The sequence below is a fragment of the Aciduliprofundum boonei T469 genome, from assembly GCF_000025665.1.
Taxonomy (GTDB): Archaea; Thermoplasmatota; Thermoplasmata; order Thermoplasmatales; family Aciduliprofundaceae; genus Aciduliprofundum; species Aciduliprofundum boonei.
This window is the reverse complement of record NC_013926.1, coordinates 210134-228888: the sequence shown is the minus strand read 5'-3', so window position 1 is coordinate 228888 and position 18755 is coordinate 210134. Positions and strand designations below refer to the sequence as shown.

The following is an 18755-nucleotide window of genomic DNA, read 5'->3' as shown; positions in this document are numbered from 1 at the left end:
TTTGTATATCGTTAAATGGTGATAAAATGGATCCGGAAGAAACCCTTAACGAGATAGGAATGTATCTTGAAAAATTGGGTAAGGATTATCCTCAAGAGACAGGGGCGTTTATGTCATTCCTAAGGCGCACTATACAGGAAAAGGCACTTGATACAAAAACTAAAGAACTCATTGCCCTTGCCTTAGGTATTGCTGCCGGCTGTGAATGGTGCATCGTATTGCATACGAAGAATGCACTTGAAGCAGGTGCTAAGCCCGAGGAGTTAGTAGAAGCAGGATATGTGGCTGTGCTTATGGCTGGAGGACCAGCTTTGATGCATCTCATACCTCTTATGAAGGCGATAGAGGAATTCAAAAAGTAAATCCTTTTATTCTTTATTTTTATCTACCCCTATGAAAGTCGAAAAGATTTTTCCGGAAGTTAATGAGATAAAAGACCTAGAGATTCGCAAAAAAGTAATAAAAATTTGGGAATATGCTATTGAAAAGGGAGGATGGAAAGATTATCCTCTGGATAAAATTCCCTTCACGCTCTTAATCCCTACAGAGAGAAACTTGGTAGAGCATACCCGTGCTGTTACTAGGATGGCTATGGCAGTTGCTAAGGAGCGTGGAGATGTGAATATGGATTTCATTATTGCAGGTGGATTATTGCATGATGTTGCCAAGCTCCTTGAATTTGGTCTTGAGAATGGAAAAGTCGTGAAAAGTGAGTATGGAAAGCGTATTAGGCATCCAGTTGGAGGTGCTATGCTCGCTGAGAAATTTGATTTGCCCTATCAGATTGCCCACATTATAGCGGCGCATTCTAAAGAGGGTGAGTTCGTTACTCGCATTCCGGAGGCTGTGATAATCCACCATTGTGATTTCATAGATTTCCACATTGAGAAGGGAAAATTACAATGAGTTAGAGGTCTTTAATAAACTCTGCAATCCTACGGAACAAAATGTCCTCATATCCATGAAAGCTATGGTCTCCTGGCATGATTTCTATTTTTATCTTTTCCCCCTTGTAACTTCTCTCCAATTTCTCTTTATACCACTCTAAATCTTTCAAGAAATATTGGTCATCTTTGCCCAAGAAAATTAAGGTGGGAGTGCGGATCTGTGAAAAGATGCTTAGATTTTTATAATCAAACATTCTTGCTTCCATATTTGATTTATCAGCGAAACTCAAGAATCTTCTAGCGCTCCAGAGTTCTCCAGTTCTCTCATACAGAGGTATTATTATCCTATTTCCTTCTCCTTTATCCATCATATCTTTAGCGATTGCCACAAATCTTTCAAAATCCACTCCTAGTTCATTTTTCCAGATTTCATAATCTTCTGCGGGAGAGACATGAATTAAGCTCTTTACCCTCTCATCTTGAGTTGAATATTGATAGAAAAGGATCTTTTGGCATCCTGTGCTGTGCCCCAAGAGATGAAATTTTTCATATCCGATATTGGTAAGATAGGTTATGGCTGCACTTATATCCTTAACGGTATCTTCAAAGATTTCAAAAGCAGTGCCAAGCATGTGATGCTCACCATTAATATCTCTGAAATCTTTGACTACCTCTGCACCTCTGGTGTTAAAGGAAAAAAAGGCCACATCTCTTTTAACCAATTCTCTTGCACCTTTCAAAAAGCCATCCTTGTAGAAGTTTCCACCCATACCGTGTACGAATAAAACCACATCTTTTCCTCTTGCAGGCATGAGAAATCCAGAAGTTTTTAAATTATCTTCTGTTGGGAAAAAGACGAGTTTTCCATCAAAGTCCAGAGGGTACATAAAAATAAAAGAAGGAGATTAGGATGGTGGTGGCGGTGGCACGGTTGACTGCTGGGAAATGCGTATAACCTCATCGTATTTTATGTAAGCAATCAGCAGTAAGATGCCTGGTATAAGGCCACCAAATATGAATCCTATGATCATCCATATCAGAGTTTTGTCCTTTGCTTCCTTGTAGTTGCGCTGGTCTATGAGTCCGTTTATCTTCTTGCAGTTACTCCAAATAAGCAAATCAATTATTCCGAATATTATTCCTACGATTCCTACTATCACTATAATCCCTGCAATTCCCCAGATTAGGTTTAGTATTCCAAAAACCAACGATATGATCCCTGTTATTTTCACCAAGCTCTTTATGCTCTCTGCCTCAGGTGGCAGTGGTTGTGCATAATATTCTGTTTGTGTAGTTTCTTCATCCATAACATCAACCCCTTTTTAAGTATAAATATTACGAATATAAAATCATTTCTCTTAAAATAAAGTTTTTAAAGAGCATTGAGATATTTGCTTGTGAATAATGAGCATATGGTTGAGACATTGGCGATGTACGGGTACATAAAAAGTGAGAGAATAAAAGAAGCCTTCTTGAAGGTGGACAGGGCGAATTTTGTGCCTGAGGAGTATAGGGATAAAGCGTATTTTGACGATCCTTTGCCCATAGGGCATGCCCAGACCATAAGTGCGCCAAGTATGGTTGCAATAATGCTTGAATTACTGGAATTATTTGAAGGAGCTAAAGTCCTGGAGATAGGCACGGGCTCTGGCTATAATGCCTGTCTTATGGCATGCGCTGGAGCTGAGGTTTACACCATAGAGAGAATACCTGCGCTGAGAGATATGGCAAAAAAGAATATGGAGAAATGTCCTTGCAGGTCCAAGGTAAGAATTTTGCTCGGCGATGGCTCTGGTGGATATGAAGCCGAAGCGCCTTACGATAGGATAATTGTAACCTGCGGAGCTCCAGATGTACCTTCTCCTCTGATAGAGCAATTGAAAATCGGGGGCATAATGGTAATTCCCATAGGCGGAACATTTTTTCAAGAGTTGTATGTGATAAAGAAAGAGAGAAATGGTTTAAAAAAGAGAGTTTGGGGAGATGTGGCCTTTGTACCTATGGTGGGTAAATATGGTCATAGGTGGGCTTAGAGTCCTAGGATATCCTTAAGCTCTTTAGAATTGCGAGCTATGTAATCTGGCTCATATTTTTTCAAAAAATTCTCATCTCTAAATCCCCAAGTAACTGCTACACTTTTTACTCCTGCTCTCTTTGCAGCGAGTATATCCATCTCGGTATCTCCTACCATGAAAACTTTTTTTCTATCTTTGCAGTTTGCAAGCTCTATTATCTTCTCAATTCCTTCTTTACAGGGTTTTCTTTTTTCAACATCATCCGCTCCAATTATTATTGGGAAATAATTGTCAATGCCAAGGTATTTTAAATCTGTAAGAGCAGTTTTTCTTCTTTTCGATGTAAGTATGGCCTTTTTAAAGCCATCATTTTTAATGAGCTCATCTAACCCCGGAAATATTCTTATCTTTCTCTCTCTAGGAGAGTAATAAATCCTTTTTATTTCCTCCTCAAATCTCTTATCGTATTTGCCTAGCAAAGCTTCTAAGAGTTCTTCCAATGGTAGCCCTATATTCTTCTCCATCTTTGAGTAATCTAATTTTTTTCCTAAATTTTCAAAGGCCTGAGAGAAAACAGCTAAGATTTCCTGCTTCGTATCGATCAATGTGCCATCGAGATCAAATATAACCAGCATCCTGGGTTTATGTCCATTTAATAATTAAAATCTTTCATCTTATGTAGAGTCCTCCATTCACATCAATGGTAGCTCCTGTTATGTATGAGGAATCTTCGCTTAGCAGGAAGGCAACGACTTTTGCTACCTCGTTCGGTTTGCCAATTCTCTTTAATGGTATCTTCTCTTCTCTCTCCCTCCTTTGCTTAGGGGTGTATGTGGATATCATATCCGTATCAATTGTGCCAGGAGCAACCGCATTTACCCGGATATCTGGAGCTAGTTGAAGTGCGAGAGAACGCATTAATCCTAAAATTCCTGCTTTGGATGCTCCATAAGCTACGCTACTTTCAGACCCTTTGAAGGCAAGCTGAGATGCAATGAAAACTATCGAGCCATAGGATATGTAAGGCAAGGACGCCTTTACGAGATAAAATGCTCCGTTTAAATTCACATCTATTGTTCTTTTCCAGTCCTCTATGGTCATCTCCCTCATTCTCTTTCTTATGTAAATTCCAGCGTTTGCCACGAGCCCGTATATCTCCCCAAAATCATTGTGAAAGGAATCAACCATATTCTTAATCTCTTGATATGAGCTAACATCTGCCTTATATGGATGCGCCTCACCGTATTTCTCATTTATAAGATTTGCAAGCTCTCTTGCCTCTTTTTCTGATTTATTATAGTTTATTCCTACTCTGTATCCTCTTTTGGCTAGTTCAATTGCTATTGCCCTCCCTATGCCCCTTGAGGCTCCTGTAACTATTACATTTTTCATAGATATTCACCTTTCATGAATTTCTCTAAATCTTCTTCGCTTCCTATTATTACCACCAATTTTTTCTGGTCAAATTCTCTTATTATTATGTTATCTTTTCCTCCTTCTATAACAACTTTGAATGTCATATCTTTAATCTCTCTCTGAGCGGTATAACCCGAGCCAAAGGCGGCTGCACACATTATGCAAAACTTATCCTTATCTAAACCATCAGGTAATCTTCCCTCTATGAATTTTCCATCCTTACCAATTATTGCATATCCTTTCATCTCTTTCACCCCACCATGCTTATCTTGAACACGCAATTATCATCACCCATGCTCTCGCACTTCTCCTCCTCCACATTTACAATTGTCTTGTAGTAATTTTCGTAGATTTTTCTTATTATTCCCCGCAGAATATGACAGGTGGGAAATTTTGATTTATGAACCTCCACGGAGCCCTTTACTATAACTTTATCTTTCTCAAACTCGATATCGTCAACCCAACCTCTCAGTTTCAAGATATCTTTGAGGGATTCAAAATAATCTTCTCTCGGTAATCTTTCTGTTATTACATCTCCTATGCTCTCTCCGGTTCTGAGTAGCAGACCTATGGAGGCATAGGACATTATATCCATGTACATCTCTTCAATTTTCAAAATCTCCTCTTTCGTAACATAGATTCTATCCATAAAATCACCTCATGGAATCGAGGCATTCTGGACAAACGAGCATGCCGTTGTACAGGGTTAAGCGTAGGGAGAATTGGCCACATACCTCGCATTTTCCTGCAATGTACTCCTCCATTTTCTCCTTCTCTGAATTCTCTTGATGAATATTTGCATACTCTTGGGCGAGGGCTATGAGGTCCGGGGAGATTCTCGCAATATCGTTCTCGGAAAGTATGCCTACGATTTTATCATCCTTTATTACGGGTAATTTTCTTATTTTCCTCCGGGTCATTATCTTTGCAGCATCCTCTAAATTCTCTTTGTGTGGAATCATAATTATTGGAGTGCTCATTATGTCTCTCAATTTTGTACTTGGAGGTAGTCCCTCCGCAATGATTTTTGTAACAAAATCTCTATCTGTTACGATACCAACGGGCTTGCCCTCCTCCTCTATGATGAGTGTGCTTATGCCTAAATCTTTCAGAATTTTTGCCCCCTCTTCCACTGTGAGCTCCCCAGATACTATGCGTGGATTTCTAGACATTACTTCTTCAACGGTTATGCTCTTCATAGCCCTCGCCATGAAAATATAGAGCCCGAGGTTTATATACTTTTTGAAGAAAATTTCATGCGAATGTTTATATTGCATTACGAACCTTTATTCCCATGGATGAGAAAACTCTCGCCAAGTATGGATTTACGGTTATTGATATTGCATATTTGAGTGATGACCAAAAGGCACTTTTAGAGCTTGAACTTGGAAAGAAAAAGCCGAATAAAAGGGTATTAAAACTTTTCAAAAGATTCTCATCTGTGAGCAAGAGAGTTGAGGGTTATACCACCTACTTGAAAGGTTACGATATGGATACAAAGGCAATGCAGTGGATAATGGATATGTATTCATCTACTCCTCCCTCAAACAAAAATTACAAAATTATGGAGGATATAATTCTCAACTATACGAAAGTTCAAATCTGGCTCGGAAATTTCTTCTCTCTTATGAACTCATTCAATCATAGTATGAATTTGAGGAAATTGAGCTCTGCTGAGAAGATAATGAAGAAAATGGAGTTAGAAACTAACAGAGGAAGGAGAATATTTAAAGCGTTTAATTCATCTCTCAAAGCTCTAAGAGCATCCATAATGGGTGAAAAGGAAGAAGAGCCATCCCTAATGTACTTCACTTAACTCAAAGATTATCTGCGTGAATATATTGTCTTCAGAGAATTTTCCGTAGAATTTCTCTAAAGCAGATTTTAGTTCATCCTTTTTTTTGTAGCCGTCTAAAATTATATCCTCTTGACTTAGCTCTTTGAATTTTTTGTAATTTACGCTTTTTATTACTGCCTTTCCTATTATCTTATCTCCGCACCTTATTGCCACTTCCTCTCCAACCTTATAGTCCTTTACCCCCAATCTCAGCGTGGCTCTTTTCTCTCCTCTTTTAATTTTCTCCATGAAATCTTCGCTGAAATTCAAGTACCTCGTCATTGTATCTTCCTCCTATGAATTTTCTCATTATCTCGCGCAATTCTATGACCACATAAGTACCACCTTTTCCTATGCCCCTTCCAACCTCTTCCCATTGCCCGTGCTGCAATACCTTTGATATTAGAATTATCTCCTGTTCTCTGCTCAATTTTGGCTTGCACTTTAGAAAGAAGTAAGAGGATGCAATTCTGTAAATCACATCCACCATAGTCTCATAATTTCCAGGGCCCCAGGAATACACTATCAATCTCTTCCAGTCAATCGGGTCAAGTTCTAAATTCTTATACTTCGGCAAAGAGTTAAGAATTTCTCTTGCAATTTCTGGCTCCATGTGTTTGTGTATCTCTCCCAAACTCGTTATGAATCTCTCTCCGAATTTTCTTCTCGCCATCTCAACCTTTTCTTTTATATCATCCTTCTTAGGATAAATTATCACCACTGAATACTCGCCTGTACTTTCATTTATTTTTGGAGATATATGTATTGGATAGAATTCGTTTCTTGTCCAGAAGTGCATAAGGCGCTCAGTAGCACCGAAGGAAGAGCCAATCCAATCTCCTTGCTCTCTTTTTATATTTTCAAGCATCAAACTTCCAATGCCCATATCCATAAACTCTGGATGCGTTGCAATTCTAACAATTCTAAATCCTGAATATTTTGCAAAATCCTTCATTCTGTGGTGCTTTATCATAACATCTGGCACTATATTCCCTGGAGGAGTTGTTCCGTAGTAGAGCTCATCCACATATTTTTCAATACCTCCCTCTCTTGCAAGCTGCACTGAGCATACAACATGCCCATTGTACTCCAGAGTTCTTATTTCATGGTTGGGGGCATCACAAAGTATTCCAAAATCGTTGGGGTTGTTTCTATAGTGAGCAAGGACAAATATGCCATAGTACTCTCTCAGTTTATTCTCATCACTTAGCAACTCTTCAATTTCGTATTTCTTGTACTCTAATTTTTCAATTTCCACCTTTTCGAGCTTTGGTGGCTCTGAGTCTAGGAGCAAGGTATCAAATAGCCATCTTTCAACTGGGTCATCTTTGCTGTATCTTATTGGTTCGTTCATCTCTATCAATATTAAATTCTTCACCCTCCTTCTAACTTCCTTCATAAACCTTATTGAGAAAGAGCGCCCTGTTCCTTCGTAGCCATGCGTGGTTGTAGAGTATATAACCCTCTTCGATTTTAAATACTTAAGCAAGAGTGGTACTGGAATACCCGCGGCCTCATCTACTATAAGTAAATCGTACTTTTTCGGCTCTACATTCACTGGTTCTACATACTCGATTTTGAAATTTTTAGATACGATGCTTTTCCATCTTCTTTTCACTTTTAAATCTCTCACTCTAGCGCTTATCTCAAAGAACCTGAAGATCTCCTTGATATTCGAGAAATCTGGAGCCGTTATACCAATTCTCTTTAATTTTCCAGCAAGCATGCCTGCAGCAATGCCGAGCACACTGCTCTTTCCTCGTCCTCTATCTGCCGTGATAATTACTACCCCATGTTTGCCTATCCTTTCGATTGTTTGTAAAACTCTAACCTGGTCTTGGCTCATGCACATTTCGTAGGCATCTCTGGGAAATCTTGTTTTCTTCGGTATTTCAATTTTTCTATCTCTCTTCTCGCAATTCAAATTTCCCCTTTTTGTTATCTTTCCATTCTCGATTATCGTTATTCCATTGTGCTCTTTCAATTTTTTGATAACCCATCTTGCAAAGTTTCCCTTTATATCGTCCATAGTGTATGGGGGAGTTAAAATAACCTCATGGAAGAAATTTCTCATTTTAGGCCAATTCTCAAATGGCGGAGTTAAGAGAATGATCAATCCTCCCCCTTCTACAATGTTTATCAATTTTCCCAAGTCGTTCGGAATGAAAGAATGGTGCAAATCCATAGCTAAAAGCTCATAATTCGTGCCTAAATATTTCTCGGAGTTCTTTAATTCCTCAATCTCTCCGGGTACCTTGAAATCTATGGTTTTTGCAAATGTAATTTTCCTGCTCAATTGCACCTTGCTTAAAATCTCTTGCAGGAGCGCTATACCCCTTTCCCTCTTATCAGCTATGACTATAAGCCTGCGCTGGTTACAGCGCTTTGCTTCCTTTACAAGTTCATCTACGAGTTCCAAAATGTCTTGCTCTGGCATAATTACTCTATGATTTCAACAGTATAACCCTGAGATTCCAAGAATTTTCTGGCTTTCTCTCTCTGATCCCCTTGAAGTTCAATGCGTCCGTCCTTCACCGTTCCACCAGAAGCCGTTTTCTTACGCAGAGCTCTAGCCATGTCTTTCAGATCTACATCTTTCGGATCAAACCCCTCTATTATAGTCACTGTTTTCCCGTATCTCCTTTTATCTGTGTATATTTTTATCACTTGCTGCTCCTTGGAAATCTCCTCCAAGGCAAACAGCTCATCCGGAAGTCCAGTTATTACCTTTTTCATTACAAATCCTCCAAATGAGAGCCATTATTTATATTTTTTGTCCATCATTGCAAAAATTCTTTAATTTCCTATGCGATTAGCATATATGCTAACTGTTCTGGATGGGAAAAGAAGATACCTTGCTAGGAAGAATGGCATGTACCACATAGGAGATTTCGCAGTGCTTAAGGATCTAAAGGAAGGCAAAGCCAAGTTAGGAACAAGGGAGGTTTATGTACTTAGAAGCAATTTATATGACTACATAAGTACCATAAAGAGAAAGGCTCAAATTATAGCGCTTAAAGATGCTGCCTACATAATAGCACGATGCGGAATAAGAAGTGGATGGCGTGTGGTTGAAGGAGGTGCTGGATCTGGAGCCATGAGTATTGCATTGTTATATTACACATATCCCGATGGCAAGGTTTATACATATGAGCTAAGAGATGATTTTGCTGCAATTGCAAAGAAAAATGTGGAAAATGCAGGGTTGCAGGCTCATTGGATCTTGAAGAAAGGAGATATAAGGAAGGATGTGGAAGAGAGAGATGTTGATGCGTTCATTCTTGATATTCCAGAGCCATGGGAAGCGGTGGATATGGCTAAAAAAGCCCTTAGGCAATCGGGATGCATTATGGCTTATATCCCTACATACAATCAGCTTGAAAGAGTGTATAGAAAGATGAAGAGCGTGGGATTTGTGGACCTTGAAGCCACAGAGATAATAAAGCGTAACATCCTTGTGGGAGATATGGGAACTAGGCCGGATAATGTGGAAGTTGCCCACACTGGCTTTATGGTTTTTGGAAGAAAATTATGAAAGGTTTAATAATTTAAAGTTCATTATGGAATGTGGATATGTTTACCATTCTTGGCTGTGGAGGCGCTGGTGTAAGATTTGCAGAGTATGTTACTTCCCAGCTTTCTGTAAGACCTATCTTAATAAATGAGCATGATGGAGATATAAAAGTGGATAAAAAAAAGGTAATGGCTTATGCTACCGTGGATAAAAAGCTCATAAATATGGCTTTTCCATGGATTTCTAGGATAAGCAGCCCATACATTTTTGTGCTTGCAGGCCTTGGTGGTGTTCTGGGTACAAATATTGCTAGAATCTTGGGAAAGTCTAAAAGAAGTCAGAGCAAGCTGATAGGACTTTTCACCTTGCCCTTCTCTTCTGAGAATCGTGGAAGAATAGAATTGGCCAGGGAGGCCTTGAAGGATATAAGAAAAAGCTACGATATGTACTTCATACTTGATAATGATGGGCTTTTGAAGCATTATTCACATATTCAAATACGAGTTGCTATGAACATTCCTCCAGAGGTTATGAAGCATATAATTTTGGATTTTAGAAATATTCTCATTAAGAACATGCTGAGTGTGCCCTTGAGGGGAGAATTGGGCATAGGCATAGGATTTGGCTCTGGAAAGAATAAATTGGAGGTTGCCATCAACGATGCTCTTGACTCACCATGGATAAGTGATGGAGATATGGTTATGCTATTTACGGGTGATGTGGATATAGAGGATGCAAGAATAGCAGCTAAGCCCTATGATCCTGTATTTTTAGATGTTTATCGCACACCCTATTATGGAGAAGATGTGAAAGTGACAATTATAACGCAAAAATGAGAAAGTTTATTTTCTTTGTATCCATTCTCAACTTATGGAAATTGTGAGTATGAAATGGGATGTTTTGGAAATACCTTTGAGAAAGCCATTTAAGATAGCTTTTGAAACAATGGATACATACAGAGGTGTAATTGTTAAAATCTGCACTGAGGAGTATTGCGGATATGGAGAGGCTGCGCCAGCGCCTCGTATAACTGGAGACACAGTGGAATCTACTGTGGCAGCATTAAAAAGATTTAAACCTCTGATTATAGGCAGGAATCCTGTAAAAATAGGTAAAATTATGGATGATTTAAATTCCTCTCTCTTGGGTACTCCAAGTGCCAAGGCTGCGATTGATTTTGCATTATATGATATTTTGGCTCAAAAACTTGAGGTACCACTTAAAGATATATTGGGAGGAAAGAAAGATAAGATAGAAACATCTCTAACGGTGGATATTGGAGATTTGAATTATACTTTGCAGCACGCAAGGAAACTCCTAGATGCTGGAGCAAAAGTGCTGAAGGTCAAGATAGGATTAAATCCTGATGAAGATATTGAAAGAGTGAGGGCCATAAGAAAGATGACAGACGCTAAAATTAGAGTTGATGGGAATCAGGGGTATTCTCTAAAAAGAGCTATGAAAGTTTTGCGAGAAATAGAAAAATTTGAAATAGAATTTGCAGAGCAACCCATTCCTGCAAGCGAGATTGATAATCTGAAAATTTTGAGGGAGAGTGTGGATATACCTATAATTGCAGATGAGAGTGTCCACGATTCATTGGATGTGCTGCGCTTGATAGGCAAAGTGGATGGAATTAATATAAAACTTATGAAGAGCGGAGGGATATACGAGGCGATGAAAATGGCATCCATTGCCAGAGCAGCAGGTATGAAAATCATGGTTGGGTGTATGATAGAGACAAAGGTGGGCATAACAGCAGGCACCCATTTTGCCCTTGGAATAGGAGCAGATTACGCTGATTTAGATGGCTATTGGGATTTGACTAAACAGCCATATTTGGGGGTGGAATATAGAGACGGCTACAATTATGTGCCAGATAAGCCTGGACTTGGAGTCACTCCTCAATGAGTTTTCTCTTTTTTACATGGTATGCATGAGGGATTAAAGGATTGGTTTTTGCCTCATACACAAATATGTGATGATGCCTGATACGAAGATATTGCACATACCTTATCCACTCATATATAAGCAACTTGTATAATTTTTCAAGATCTCCCTTTATATCAAGATAATCCTCCCTATCAATATTCTCAAAGCTTGGTATTCTCCTTAATTCATCGGTTACATGTAGAACATTCCAAAGTAGTTCTGTAAAAGCTTCATGCTCGATTATTGCAGGGTTATCGAGAAGACTTATGGCGAATTCTTTATTGTTAAGAAGAAATTTTCTCAACTCGTATAAGTTGATTTTCTCGATGTCAATATCATATTTTCTTTTTACAAGTTTTGTTTTTACTCTCTCAAAATCACTATCATCAAAATTTTCTACATTCATTAAATCTCTAGCTATATTTTCTATTTTTTTGTCGTATTTTGATAGGTATCTCAATAGGTCCTTACCCAACTCCGCAAAGAAGGTTCCAACCACTATGTTTAACTTCTCCAATCTCTCCATTTTCTCTCTTCTCACCATCAATTTATTAAGCACGAGGGTAACGAGAAGTACGGATATGGGTAAAAATCCAAGTTGAGCTAAAAGATACCTTTCAATGAAGTTCAAATCTCTAAATAGAAAGTAGTTAAGAACATAAAAAGCTATGGCGCTTATTATAAGTAGCACTGCAAGTTTTGCTTCGAAGCTGAGTCGCATTACCTTGCTATATTCTTTATTCGTTTTAATACTTTTTGTGGAGATATCTTTATATATTCGCATTCCTACACTTTTCTATGAGGGTACTGATACTTGCACACGATTATTTTGCCATTCAAGGTGGAAAAACTGCGAGGGGCGTGTACTTTTACTCTCCGCATGAAATTGTTGGTATTCTTGACAGGAGTAATGCTGGGAAGAGCGCGAAGGATATATTTCCTAAGGGGAGGGATGTACCCATATATGCGCACATATCCCAAGTTCCAGAGGATTACGATGCGTTGATAATCGGTGTTGCCCCTATCGGTGGAAAATTGCCTGCAGATTGGAAAGACGAGATAAAAATTGCCTTGGAAAACGGAAAGATGGTAATTTCTGGATTACATGATTTCTTAAGTGAGGATCCAGAACTTAGCAAAATTGCCGAGAGGAATGGTGCCAAGATATGGGATGTTCGAAAACCTCCAAAAGAGCTGAAAGTGGCCGATGGTAGTGGAAGAAATGCACCCACTATCTTGGTAGCAGGTACGGATTGCAGCGTGGGTAAGATGATAACGACTGTTGAGCTTTATAGAGAAGCTATGAAGAGAGGTAGAAAAGCTGCCTTTGTGGCTACTGGACAAACAGGTATAATGGTGGGAGCGGATGCAGGATATGTCATTGATCGCATTCCTGGGGATTTTATGGCTGGAGCTATGGAGGAGTTGGTAAAGCAATTTATGGGTTATGAGATGGTGTTCGTGGAGGGACAAGCCGATTTGACCCATCCTGCCTATAGTGGAGTAACTCTTGCAATTCTCCATGGCTCATATGCAAAGAAAATAGTTTTAGCACATGACCCAACTAGAAAAGACCATCACGATTACGAGGGCTTTCCTATACAAAGTTTAGAGAGATCTATTGAATTGTATGAATCTCTTGCCGAAAGTGTATCTGGTGGAAAGGTTGTAGGTATAGCCATAGATGGAGAGAAAATGAGTGACGAGGAGATAATCAAGTTCAAAGATAAGGTGGAAAACGAGCTTGGATTGCCCGCCGAGGATGTATTGCGCTTTGGAGCGAGTAGATTCTTCAAAAGAATGTTTGGGTAATGATGAAATATTTTACTTCACAAAATTTTTTTATCTTATTTTCCATAACCCACTATGAATGTTATTGCTGGAAGTGCATCCATAGGCCTTGGAGAGAAGGTTGCAAGGATTCTTGGTGAAGATTTTATAAGGCCCCATGTTGAAAGATTCCCCGATGGAGAGCTCTATGTTCGCATTGATGGTGATGTTGATGAGGAAGTAGTGCTAATTCAAACCACCTATCCAAATGAGAAAATAATCGAGCTATTTCTCTTGCAGGATGCTCTGAGGGAAATAGGAGTGAAGAAAATAATAACTGTCATTCCTTACTTTGGGTACTCTCGCCAGGACAAGATATTCAAAAAAGGTGAAGCAATAAGCGCGAGGGCTATGGTAAGGCACATAGAGATGAATGCCGATTATTTTATAGGTATGGATTTGCATTCTGAGAATGTTCTCACTTGGTTCGATATACAAACGAAGCACCTACATGCCACAAAACCAATTGCAGAGTGGCTCAAGACCAAGGGTGTGGATATGGTGATATCTCCAGACAAGGGAGGATATAAGAGGGCGAGATATGTAGCCCAGGAGATGGGTGTTGAGTTTGATTATCTCGAAAAAACTAGATTGAGCGGTACAGAGGTCATAATAAAGCCCAAGAATCTGGATGCCGAGGGTAAGACCGTTGGCATTGTGGACGATATAATTTCCACGGGGGGTACAATAGCAAGAGCTGCTGATCAGCTAAGGGAACAAGGAGCGAAGAGAATATACGCCGTGTGCACCCATGGCCTGTTCATAGGTAGAGCTATGGAGAATATGCGCAAGGTCAATGATTTCGCTGCCACGGATACCATAGAAGGAGGGAATAGCAAGATAACTGTGGCCGGTGTGATAGCCGAGTCGATAAAATCTCTATAGTTTACCCAAGAACATCAACTATTTTCATTATTTTTCTTACCTTTGAAGCATTTGATTCTCTCAACCCATATATTTTCACAGTTCCAGCATAATTGCTCAATTTACTGTTTATCACTTCAACTTTTATTCCATCAATTACTATATACTTTCCCTTTTCTTTTGCCTCTGGAAACTTGTTCTTCAATCTCTTGAAAACCTCTTTCTTCAAATCTGGAATGTTGTAGATTCTTTTTACCATCTTTTCTACCTTGTATCCCAAAATCATTGAATAGATGGTATAACAAATTGGAGCAATTAAAAACACCGATAGAATCAAGAAAAACACTCTGATAATAGATTCTTCGGTAATTGCATATTGGAAGAGTGAGATAATTATAATTATTAGCATAGATACAACTATGGGTGAGGATGATATCAGTGAATTTACCCTTGTATCCATCCTCCATCCCTCAATCTTCCTCTCTTTAAAATACACATATAGAGCAAAGGCATAGTAAATGAGTGGGAGCAGCATAAATATGTAGTTAATTGTGAGAGAATACCTATCTGTGTAAATCTCGTGAAGGAAGTAGATGGTGATTAATGGAAAGAGCAGAAAGGTAACGATATTCCCTACAGTTAGAACTTTCCTGGTATTGTACCAAACATCATAATTATCGATTCCTATACCCCTAAGAATCCTCCTGTAGGATTCCATGGACGAAAATACTGTTTGGCTATAAAATTTTTTACCATAAACTCATGCGGTTTTATGGACTTTTCTAAGGTAATAAAAGTCTTGCTCTCTGCCAAGAGAATTGTCGCGCTCACCGGTGCAGGTATAAGCGCCGAGAGTGGGATACCCACATTTCGTGGCACAGGCGGACTTTGGGAGGGGTATCCTGTTGAGAAGGTTGCCACTATTGAAGGATTTGAGAGAGATCCTGCATTGGTGTGGAAATTCTACGATGAGAGGAGGAGAAATATAGCTAAAGCAAGGCCCAACAGAGCCCATGAGGTTCTTGCACTCTTTGAGAATCTCTACGATTTCTGGGTTATAACGCAGAATATTGATGGCCTGCATAGCCGTGCTGGGAGCAAGAATGTTGTGGAGTTGCACGGAAACATATGGAGGGTTAAATGCACAGAGTGCGGCATAAGGTACTATAATTACGAGGTGCCTCTGAGAGAAATTCCCCCCAAATGCAAGAGATGTGGGGGATTACTCCGTCCTGATGTTGTGTGGTTCGGAGAGCCGGTTTATGATGTGGATAAGGCCTATGAGCTTACAGAATCCTGCGATGTTATGCTTGTCATAGGTACATCTGCTCAAGTTTATCCCGCTGCCTATCTACCTCGCCTCGCTTGGAGTAAAGGTGCAAAAATAATAGAGATAAATCCACAAGAGACGCCAATTAGCAGATACGCAAATTTTGTTATAAGGGAGAAAGCTACTAAAGCTCTTGATGAGCTCTATCGAGGGCTACTAAGAGCATTCCAAGAAGAATGAGGACTGCACCAATCATCCCTTTTATTCCCAATCCCTCCCCCAGGAAAATGTATGAAAATATCCCTGCAAACACGGGCTCTGTTGTGTAAATTATTGCTGCATGGGATGAGGGTAATACTCTTTGGGCATGGGTTTGAACAAGAATTGCTATAGCAGTTGCAAAGATTCCGGTGAATACGACTCCGAATATCATTAACCAGTTCCAATGTATGCTGAATTCTTCAATACCCCACCCACCAATGGAGAATATGAAGACGAAGGCAAGCTCGATAAGGGTTAGGGTATTTGGGTTGTATATCCTACTATATTTTGCCACAAGAACAACTTGAATTGCGTAGGCGATGGCGCAGAGAAGAGTTAAGAAATCTCCAAAATTTACGCCGCCACCAATATTTGAGAGTAGATACAAACCCACTAGTGCCAGTACAACAGCGATTGATACCCTCACGCTGATTCTCTCTTTTATCATAAATACTGCAAATAAAGGAGTGAAAACAACATATAGGCCTGTTATAAACCCTGAATGGGATGAGGAGGTATATTTCAATCCAACAGTTTGAAAGAAATAGCCAAGGAAGAGAAATATAGAAAGAATTAGTCCTGGAATTAAAGCATCTTTGCTATTTTTTAAGCTTTTGAACAGGAAAATTGCGAGGACTACAAAGCCCAACAAGAATCTTAATGCTATGAATCCCAAGGGCGATATATACTCAAGCGAAGCCTTCACTAAGGGAAATGTAGCGCCCCACACCACAGAAACGAGAAATAGAGATATGGTGGCTGTAAATCTACGCATTTTCTAATGTTTTCCCGTATGCGAATATTCCTCCGGCATCGTATATATCCAGTGCTACCTTTGAGATTGGCTTTGCCTTGAATATTATTTTTCCGTCCTTGAAAATCTCCCCGGTTTCGAGGTTTACCTCAATGACATCTCCGCTGTTTAAATCCGATTCAAATATCCCGGGAGCTTCAATGAGGGGAAGAGCAGAGTTTATCACATTCCTTTTGTATATTGCTCCAAAGCTCTCACCAATTATGGCTGAGATTCCTAGGGCAATGAAGCAATCCACAGCCTGCTGCCTAGAGCTTCCCGCACCGAAATTACGACCAACGATCAAGATATCCCCTTCTTTAGCTTTTTTCGGAAAATCCTCCCAGCCTGGAAGATTGGAAAACGCATACTTACCCATTTCTTTCAAATCTGTGATGTAGAGGTATTTATTATGAAAAATCATATCGGTATCAATGTTATCAATTCTTTTCCCATCTTTGTCCCTTATCATCCATATTCTTCCTTTAATTATGCGAGGTTTCATAGTAAGCAAATCTCAAGCATATAGATAAATTTTCCTCACGAAAAAGATTTATTCTTATGCATCTTATAGAGTAGATATGGCAATACTGGATGTTCTTGGACCCGTTATGGTTGGGCCCTCGAGTTCACACACTCTTGGCGCTCTGAGAATTGCAAGATTTGCATACAAATTTTCTGGAGGTATTCCTGAGGAGGTTAGGTTCACTCTTCATGGCTCTTTTGCGGAGACCCTTAAAGGCCATGGTACTGACAAAGCCCTTTTAGCAGGGATTTTGGGAATGAGGCCCAATGATGAAAGGATAAAGGACGCCTATGAGATTGCAGATAAATTGGGAGTCAAGTATGAGTTTGCCCAGGAGGATTTGGGAGATGTGCATCCTAACACAGTCCTTATTGAAACTTGGAAAGGAGGGAAGATTTACAATGTGATGGGCTCTTCAATTGGGGGAGGAGAGATAAAGATAGTTAGAATCAAGGATGTTGAATGCGATATTGCTTGGGAGTACAATACCTTGGTTCTAGTTATGAAGGACAAGGTAGGAGCTATGAGCAAGATTCTGAAAAATATCACCAGGAATATCGTGAATTTGTACATGCGCAGGGTGAATGCTGCAGAGAACATAGCGATAGGGATAATTGAAATGGATGAGAATTTGCCCAAGGAAGATTTAAAAAAAGTGGAAGAATGTGATTATGTTTATGAGTTATTTTACATACCGAGGGATTGAAGATGAATTTTGGGGATTTGGTTAAAAGAAGCAAGGATAAAAAAAGGCCTTTGCACGAGATAATTTTGGATACTGAGTATGAGAATATGGGTGTGCCACCCGAAATTACGAGGAAAGGAGCTGCTAAGATATTGAGAGCGATTATAAGAGAAGGTGCCAGAAATTTTGGAAAGAAGCAGAGAACCTTGACGGGAATGACAGGTACGAATGCTTGGAAGATGAAAAATTACAAACAAAAATTCATAAGCGAATTCAACAGGGTAGCAATGATATCCGCTTTGAGCTTTGCCGAGAGTAATGCTGCAATGGGGAGAATCGTAGCGTGCCCAACTGCTGGTGCCTGTGGGGTTATGTCGGGTATAGTTTATGCATTGTGGAGTAAGGAAGAAGATTTTGATAAATTGCTTAATTCTTTTATTGTGGCTGGTGGTATTGGGGATGTAATTTCCAAGAAAGCCACATTGGCAGGTGCGGAGGGAGGATGTCAGGCAGAGATAGGTTCTGGAGCTGCAATGGCTGCTGCCATGCTAACATATTATTACACGGGGGACGGGGAGAAATGCGCTCACGCTGCTGCTATAGCTCTAAAATCTCTGATGGGTCTTGTATGTGACCCTGTGGGGGGCTTTGTGGAGGTGCCTTGTGTGAAGAGGAATGCAACTGCGGTGAATATTGCCATTGCTAGTGCTGAGATGGCTATGGCTGGAATTGAGAGCGTTATACCATTTGATGAAGTTGTAGAAGCAATGGAGAAGGTCGGTAGGGCTTTACCTGAGAGTTTAAGGGAGACGGGGAAGGGGGGAATAGCTGCGACCCCCACTGCTAAAAGGATACTGAGAAATTTAAAATTGTGAGGCAAAAACTTTTATGCTTTTATACACTAATCCTACAATTCTGAGGTAGA

The 18755-nt window shown here is 39.7% G+C and carries 26 protein-coding genes; 12 read left to right on the top strand and 14 right to left on the bottom strand.

Going from position 1 to position 18755, the window contains the following annotated elements; translation table 11 throughout:
* The first annotated feature begins 26 nt into the window (after positions 1-26).
* Positions 27-362 carry a carboxymuconolactone decarboxylase family protein gene (locus ABOO_RS01160; protein WP_008086622.1) on the top strand — a complete coding sequence of 112 codons (336 nt, stop codon included), beginning with the start codon at positions 27-29 and terminating at the stop codon, positions 360-362.
* A gap of 31 nt (positions 363-393) precedes the next feature.
* A complete protein-coding gene (locus ABOO_RS01155; protein ID WP_008086635.1) occupies positions 394-906 on the top strand; it encodes an HDIG domain-containing metalloprotein in 513 nt (170 codons plus the stop codon).
* Between the two features lies 1 nt (position 907).
* Here ABOO_RS01155 and ABOO_RS01150 read toward each other — a convergent pair whose 3' ends face one another.
* Together ABOO_RS01150 and ABOO_RS01145 are read right to left on the bottom strand one after the other, a co-directional pair.
* Positions 908-1774 (bottom strand): alpha/beta fold hydrolase, encoded by an 867-nt coding sequence (locus tag ABOO_RS01150; protein WP_008086630.1) that lies wholly within the window; start codon positions 1772-1774, stop codon positions 908-910.
* Positions 1775-1792: 18 nt separating this feature from the next.
* Complete coding sequence (locus ABOO_RS01145) at positions 1793-2194, bottom strand: hypothetical protein (RefSeq protein ID WP_008086639.1); 402 nt, start codon at positions 2192-2194, stop codon at positions 1793-1795.
* 90 nt (positions 2195-2284) lie between these two features.
* On the opposite strand from ABOO_RS01145, the gene ABOO_RS01140 reads away from it, so the two are divergent.
* Positions 2285-2920: a protein-L-isoaspartate(D-aspartate) O-methyltransferase gene (locus ABOO_RS01140; RefSeq protein WP_008086653.1), complete on the top strand. Its 636-nt coding sequence runs from the start codon at positions 2285-2287 to the stop codon at positions 2918-2920.
* Here ABOO_RS01140 and ABOO_RS01135 read toward each other — a convergent pair.
* From ABOO_RS01135 to ABOO_RS01115, 5 genes are read right to left on the bottom strand one after another with little or no spacing between them, the layout of a single operon-like run.
* Entirely contained in the window at positions 2917-3537 is a 621-nt protein-coding gene (locus tag ABOO_RS01135) for an HAD family hydrolase (protein WP_008086634.1), read from the bottom strand. The two genes, ABOO_RS01140 and ABOO_RS01135, sit on opposite strands and share 4 nt — an antisense overlap.
* 34 nt (positions 3538-3571) lie before the next feature.
* Positions 3572-4294 carry an SDR family NAD(P)-dependent oxidoreductase gene (locus ABOO_RS01130; protein ID WP_008086623.1) on the bottom strand — a complete coding sequence of 241 codons (723 nt, stop codon included), beginning with the start codon at positions 4292-4294 and terminating at the stop codon, positions 3572-3574.
* Positions 4291-4563, bottom strand: a complete 273-nt coding sequence (locus tag ABOO_RS01125) for a roadblock/LC7 domain-containing protein (protein WP_008086628.1) — start codon at positions 4561-4563, stop codon at positions 4291-4293. The genes ABOO_RS01130 and ABOO_RS01125 overlap by 4 nt, the downstream gene beginning before the upstream one ends.
* Before the next feature lie 5 nt (positions 4564-4568).
* Positions 4569-4967 carry a V4R domain-containing protein gene (locus tag ABOO_RS01120; RefSeq protein ID WP_008086616.1) on the bottom strand — a complete coding sequence of 133 codons (399 nt, stop codon included), beginning with the start codon at positions 4965-4967 and terminating at the stop codon, positions 4569-4571.
* A 4-nt stretch (positions 4968-4971) separates the two neighbouring features.
* A complete protein-coding gene (locus ABOO_RS01115) occupies positions 4972-5529 on the bottom strand; it encodes a CBS domain-containing protein (RefSeq protein WP_236614241.1) in 558 nt (185 codons plus the stop codon).
* A gap of 83 nt (positions 5530-5612) precedes the next feature.
* Here ABOO_RS01115 and ABOO_RS01110 point away from each other — a divergent pair, with 83 nt between their 5' ends.
* Complete coding sequence (locus ABOO_RS01110) at positions 5613-6134, top strand: hypothetical protein (protein ID WP_008086649.1); 522 nt, start codon at positions 5613-5615, stop codon at positions 6132-6134.
* On the opposite strand, the gene ABOO_RS01105 is transcribed toward ABOO_RS01110, so the two are convergent.
* The 3 genes from ABOO_RS01105 to yciH are packed head-to-tail and all read right to left on the bottom strand — an operon-like array spanning position 6117 to position 8891.
* Complete coding sequence (locus ABOO_RS01105; protein ID WP_012997074.1) at positions 6117-6437, bottom strand: ASCH domain-containing protein; 321 nt, start codon at positions 6435-6437, stop codon at positions 6117-6119. The genes ABOO_RS01110 and ABOO_RS01105 overlap by 18 nt on opposite strands.
* Positions 6391-8592, bottom strand: coding sequence for a tRNA(Met) cytidine acetyltransferase TmcA (locus ABOO_RS01100; protein ID WP_008086609.1), 2202 nt, complete (start codon positions 8590-8592; stop codon positions 6391-6393). The genes ABOO_RS01105 and ABOO_RS01100 overlap by 47 nt, the downstream gene beginning before the upstream one ends.
* 2 nt (positions 8593-8594) lie before the next feature.
* Positions 8595-8891, bottom strand: a complete 297-nt coding sequence (yciH, locus tag ABOO_RS01095; RefSeq protein WP_008086524.1) for a stress response translation initiation inhibitor YciH — start codon at positions 8889-8891, stop codon at positions 8595-8597.
* Positions 8892-8961: 70 nt separating this feature from the next.
* Here yciH and ABOO_RS01090 point away from each other — a divergent pair, with 70 nt between their 5' ends.
* Genes ABOO_RS01090 through ABOO_RS01080 form a run of 3 tightly spaced genes read left to right on the top strand, consistent with a single transcriptional unit; the run spans position 8962 to position 11580 of the window.
* Positions 8962-9690, top strand: a complete 729-nt coding sequence (locus ABOO_RS01090; protein WP_236614240.1) for a tRNA (adenine-N1)-methyltransferase — start codon at positions 8962-8964, stop codon at positions 9688-9690.
* 38 nt (positions 9691-9728) lie between these two features.
* On the top strand, positions 9729-10505 hold the full coding sequence (locus tag ABOO_RS01085) for an FtsZ/tubulin family protein (protein WP_008086620.1): 777 nt from the start codon (positions 9729-9731) through the stop codon (positions 10503-10505).
* A gap of 34 nt (positions 10506-10539) precedes the next feature.
* A complete protein-coding gene (locus ABOO_RS01080; RefSeq protein WP_012997073.1) occupies positions 10540-11580 on the top strand; it encodes a dipeptide epimerase in 1041 nt (346 codons plus the stop codon).
* Here ABOO_RS01080 and ABOO_RS01075 read toward each other — a convergent pair.
* Positions 11567-12322 (bottom strand): hypothetical protein, encoded by a 756-nt coding sequence (locus ABOO_RS01075; protein WP_008086633.1) that lies wholly within the window; start codon positions 12320-12322, stop codon positions 11567-11569. The two genes, ABOO_RS01080 and ABOO_RS01075, sit on opposite strands and share 14 nt — an antisense overlap.
* 77 nt (positions 12323-12399) lie before the next feature.
* Here ABOO_RS01075 and ABOO_RS01070 point away from each other — a divergent pair, with 77 nt between their 5' ends.
* Together ABOO_RS01070 and ABOO_RS01065 are read left to right on the top strand one after the other, a co-directional pair.
* On the top strand, positions 12400-13413 hold the full coding sequence (locus tag ABOO_RS01070) for a DUF1611 domain-containing protein (RefSeq protein WP_008086637.1): 1014 nt from the start codon (positions 12400-12402) through the stop codon (positions 13411-13413).
* A gap of 54 nt (positions 13414-13467) precedes the next feature.
* Positions 13468-14316, top strand: coding sequence for a ribose-phosphate diphosphokinase (locus ABOO_RS01065; protein ID WP_008086642.1), 849 nt, complete (start codon positions 13468-13470; stop codon positions 14314-14316).
* A gap of 1 nt (position 14317) precedes the next feature.
* Here ABOO_RS01065 and ABOO_RS01060 read toward each other — a convergent pair whose 3' ends face one another.
* Positions 14318-15013, bottom strand: coding sequence for a hypothetical protein (locus ABOO_RS01060; RefSeq protein WP_008086611.1), 696 nt, complete (start codon positions 15011-15013; stop codon positions 14318-14320).
* Positions 15014-15067: 54 nt separating this feature from the next.
* On the opposite strand from ABOO_RS01060, the gene ABOO_RS01055 reads away from it, so the two are divergent.
* Positions 15068-15805, top strand: coding sequence for an SIR2 family NAD-dependent protein deacylase (locus ABOO_RS01055; protein ID WP_012997072.1), 738 nt, complete (start codon positions 15068-15070; stop codon positions 15803-15805).
* Here the strand turns inward: ABOO_RS01055 and ABOO_RS01050 are convergent.
* Together ABOO_RS01050 and ABOO_RS01045 are read right to left on the bottom strand one after the other, a co-directional pair.
* A complete protein-coding gene (locus ABOO_RS01050; RefSeq protein ID WP_012997071.1) occupies positions 15750-16601 on the bottom strand; it encodes a DMT family transporter in 852 nt (283 codons plus the stop codon). The two genes, ABOO_RS01055 and ABOO_RS01050, sit on opposite strands and share 56 nt — an antisense overlap.
* Entirely contained in the window at positions 16594-17124 is a 531-nt protein-coding gene (locus tag ABOO_RS01045; protein WP_008086629.1) for a LeuD/DmdB family oxidoreductase small subunit, read from the bottom strand. The genes ABOO_RS01050 and ABOO_RS01045 overlap by 8 nt, the downstream gene beginning before the upstream one ends.
* Positions 17125-17200: 76 nt before the next feature.
* Between ABOO_RS01045 and sdaAB the strand changes: the two genes are divergently transcribed.
* Entirely contained in the window at positions 17201-17851 is a 651-nt protein-coding gene (sdaAB, locus tag ABOO_RS01040) for an L-serine ammonia-lyase, iron-sulfur-dependent subunit beta (protein WP_012997070.1), read from the top strand.
* A 2-nt stretch (positions 17852-17853) separates the two neighbouring features.
* The gene (gene sdaAA, locus ABOO_RS01035) at positions 17854-18705 is read left to right on the top strand and encodes an L-serine ammonia-lyase, iron-sulfur-dependent, subunit alpha (RefSeq protein ID WP_008086645.1); all 852 of its coding nucleotides are present in this window, start codon (positions 17854-17856) and stop codon (positions 18703-18705) included.
* Positions 18706-18755: the final 50 nt, after the last annotated feature.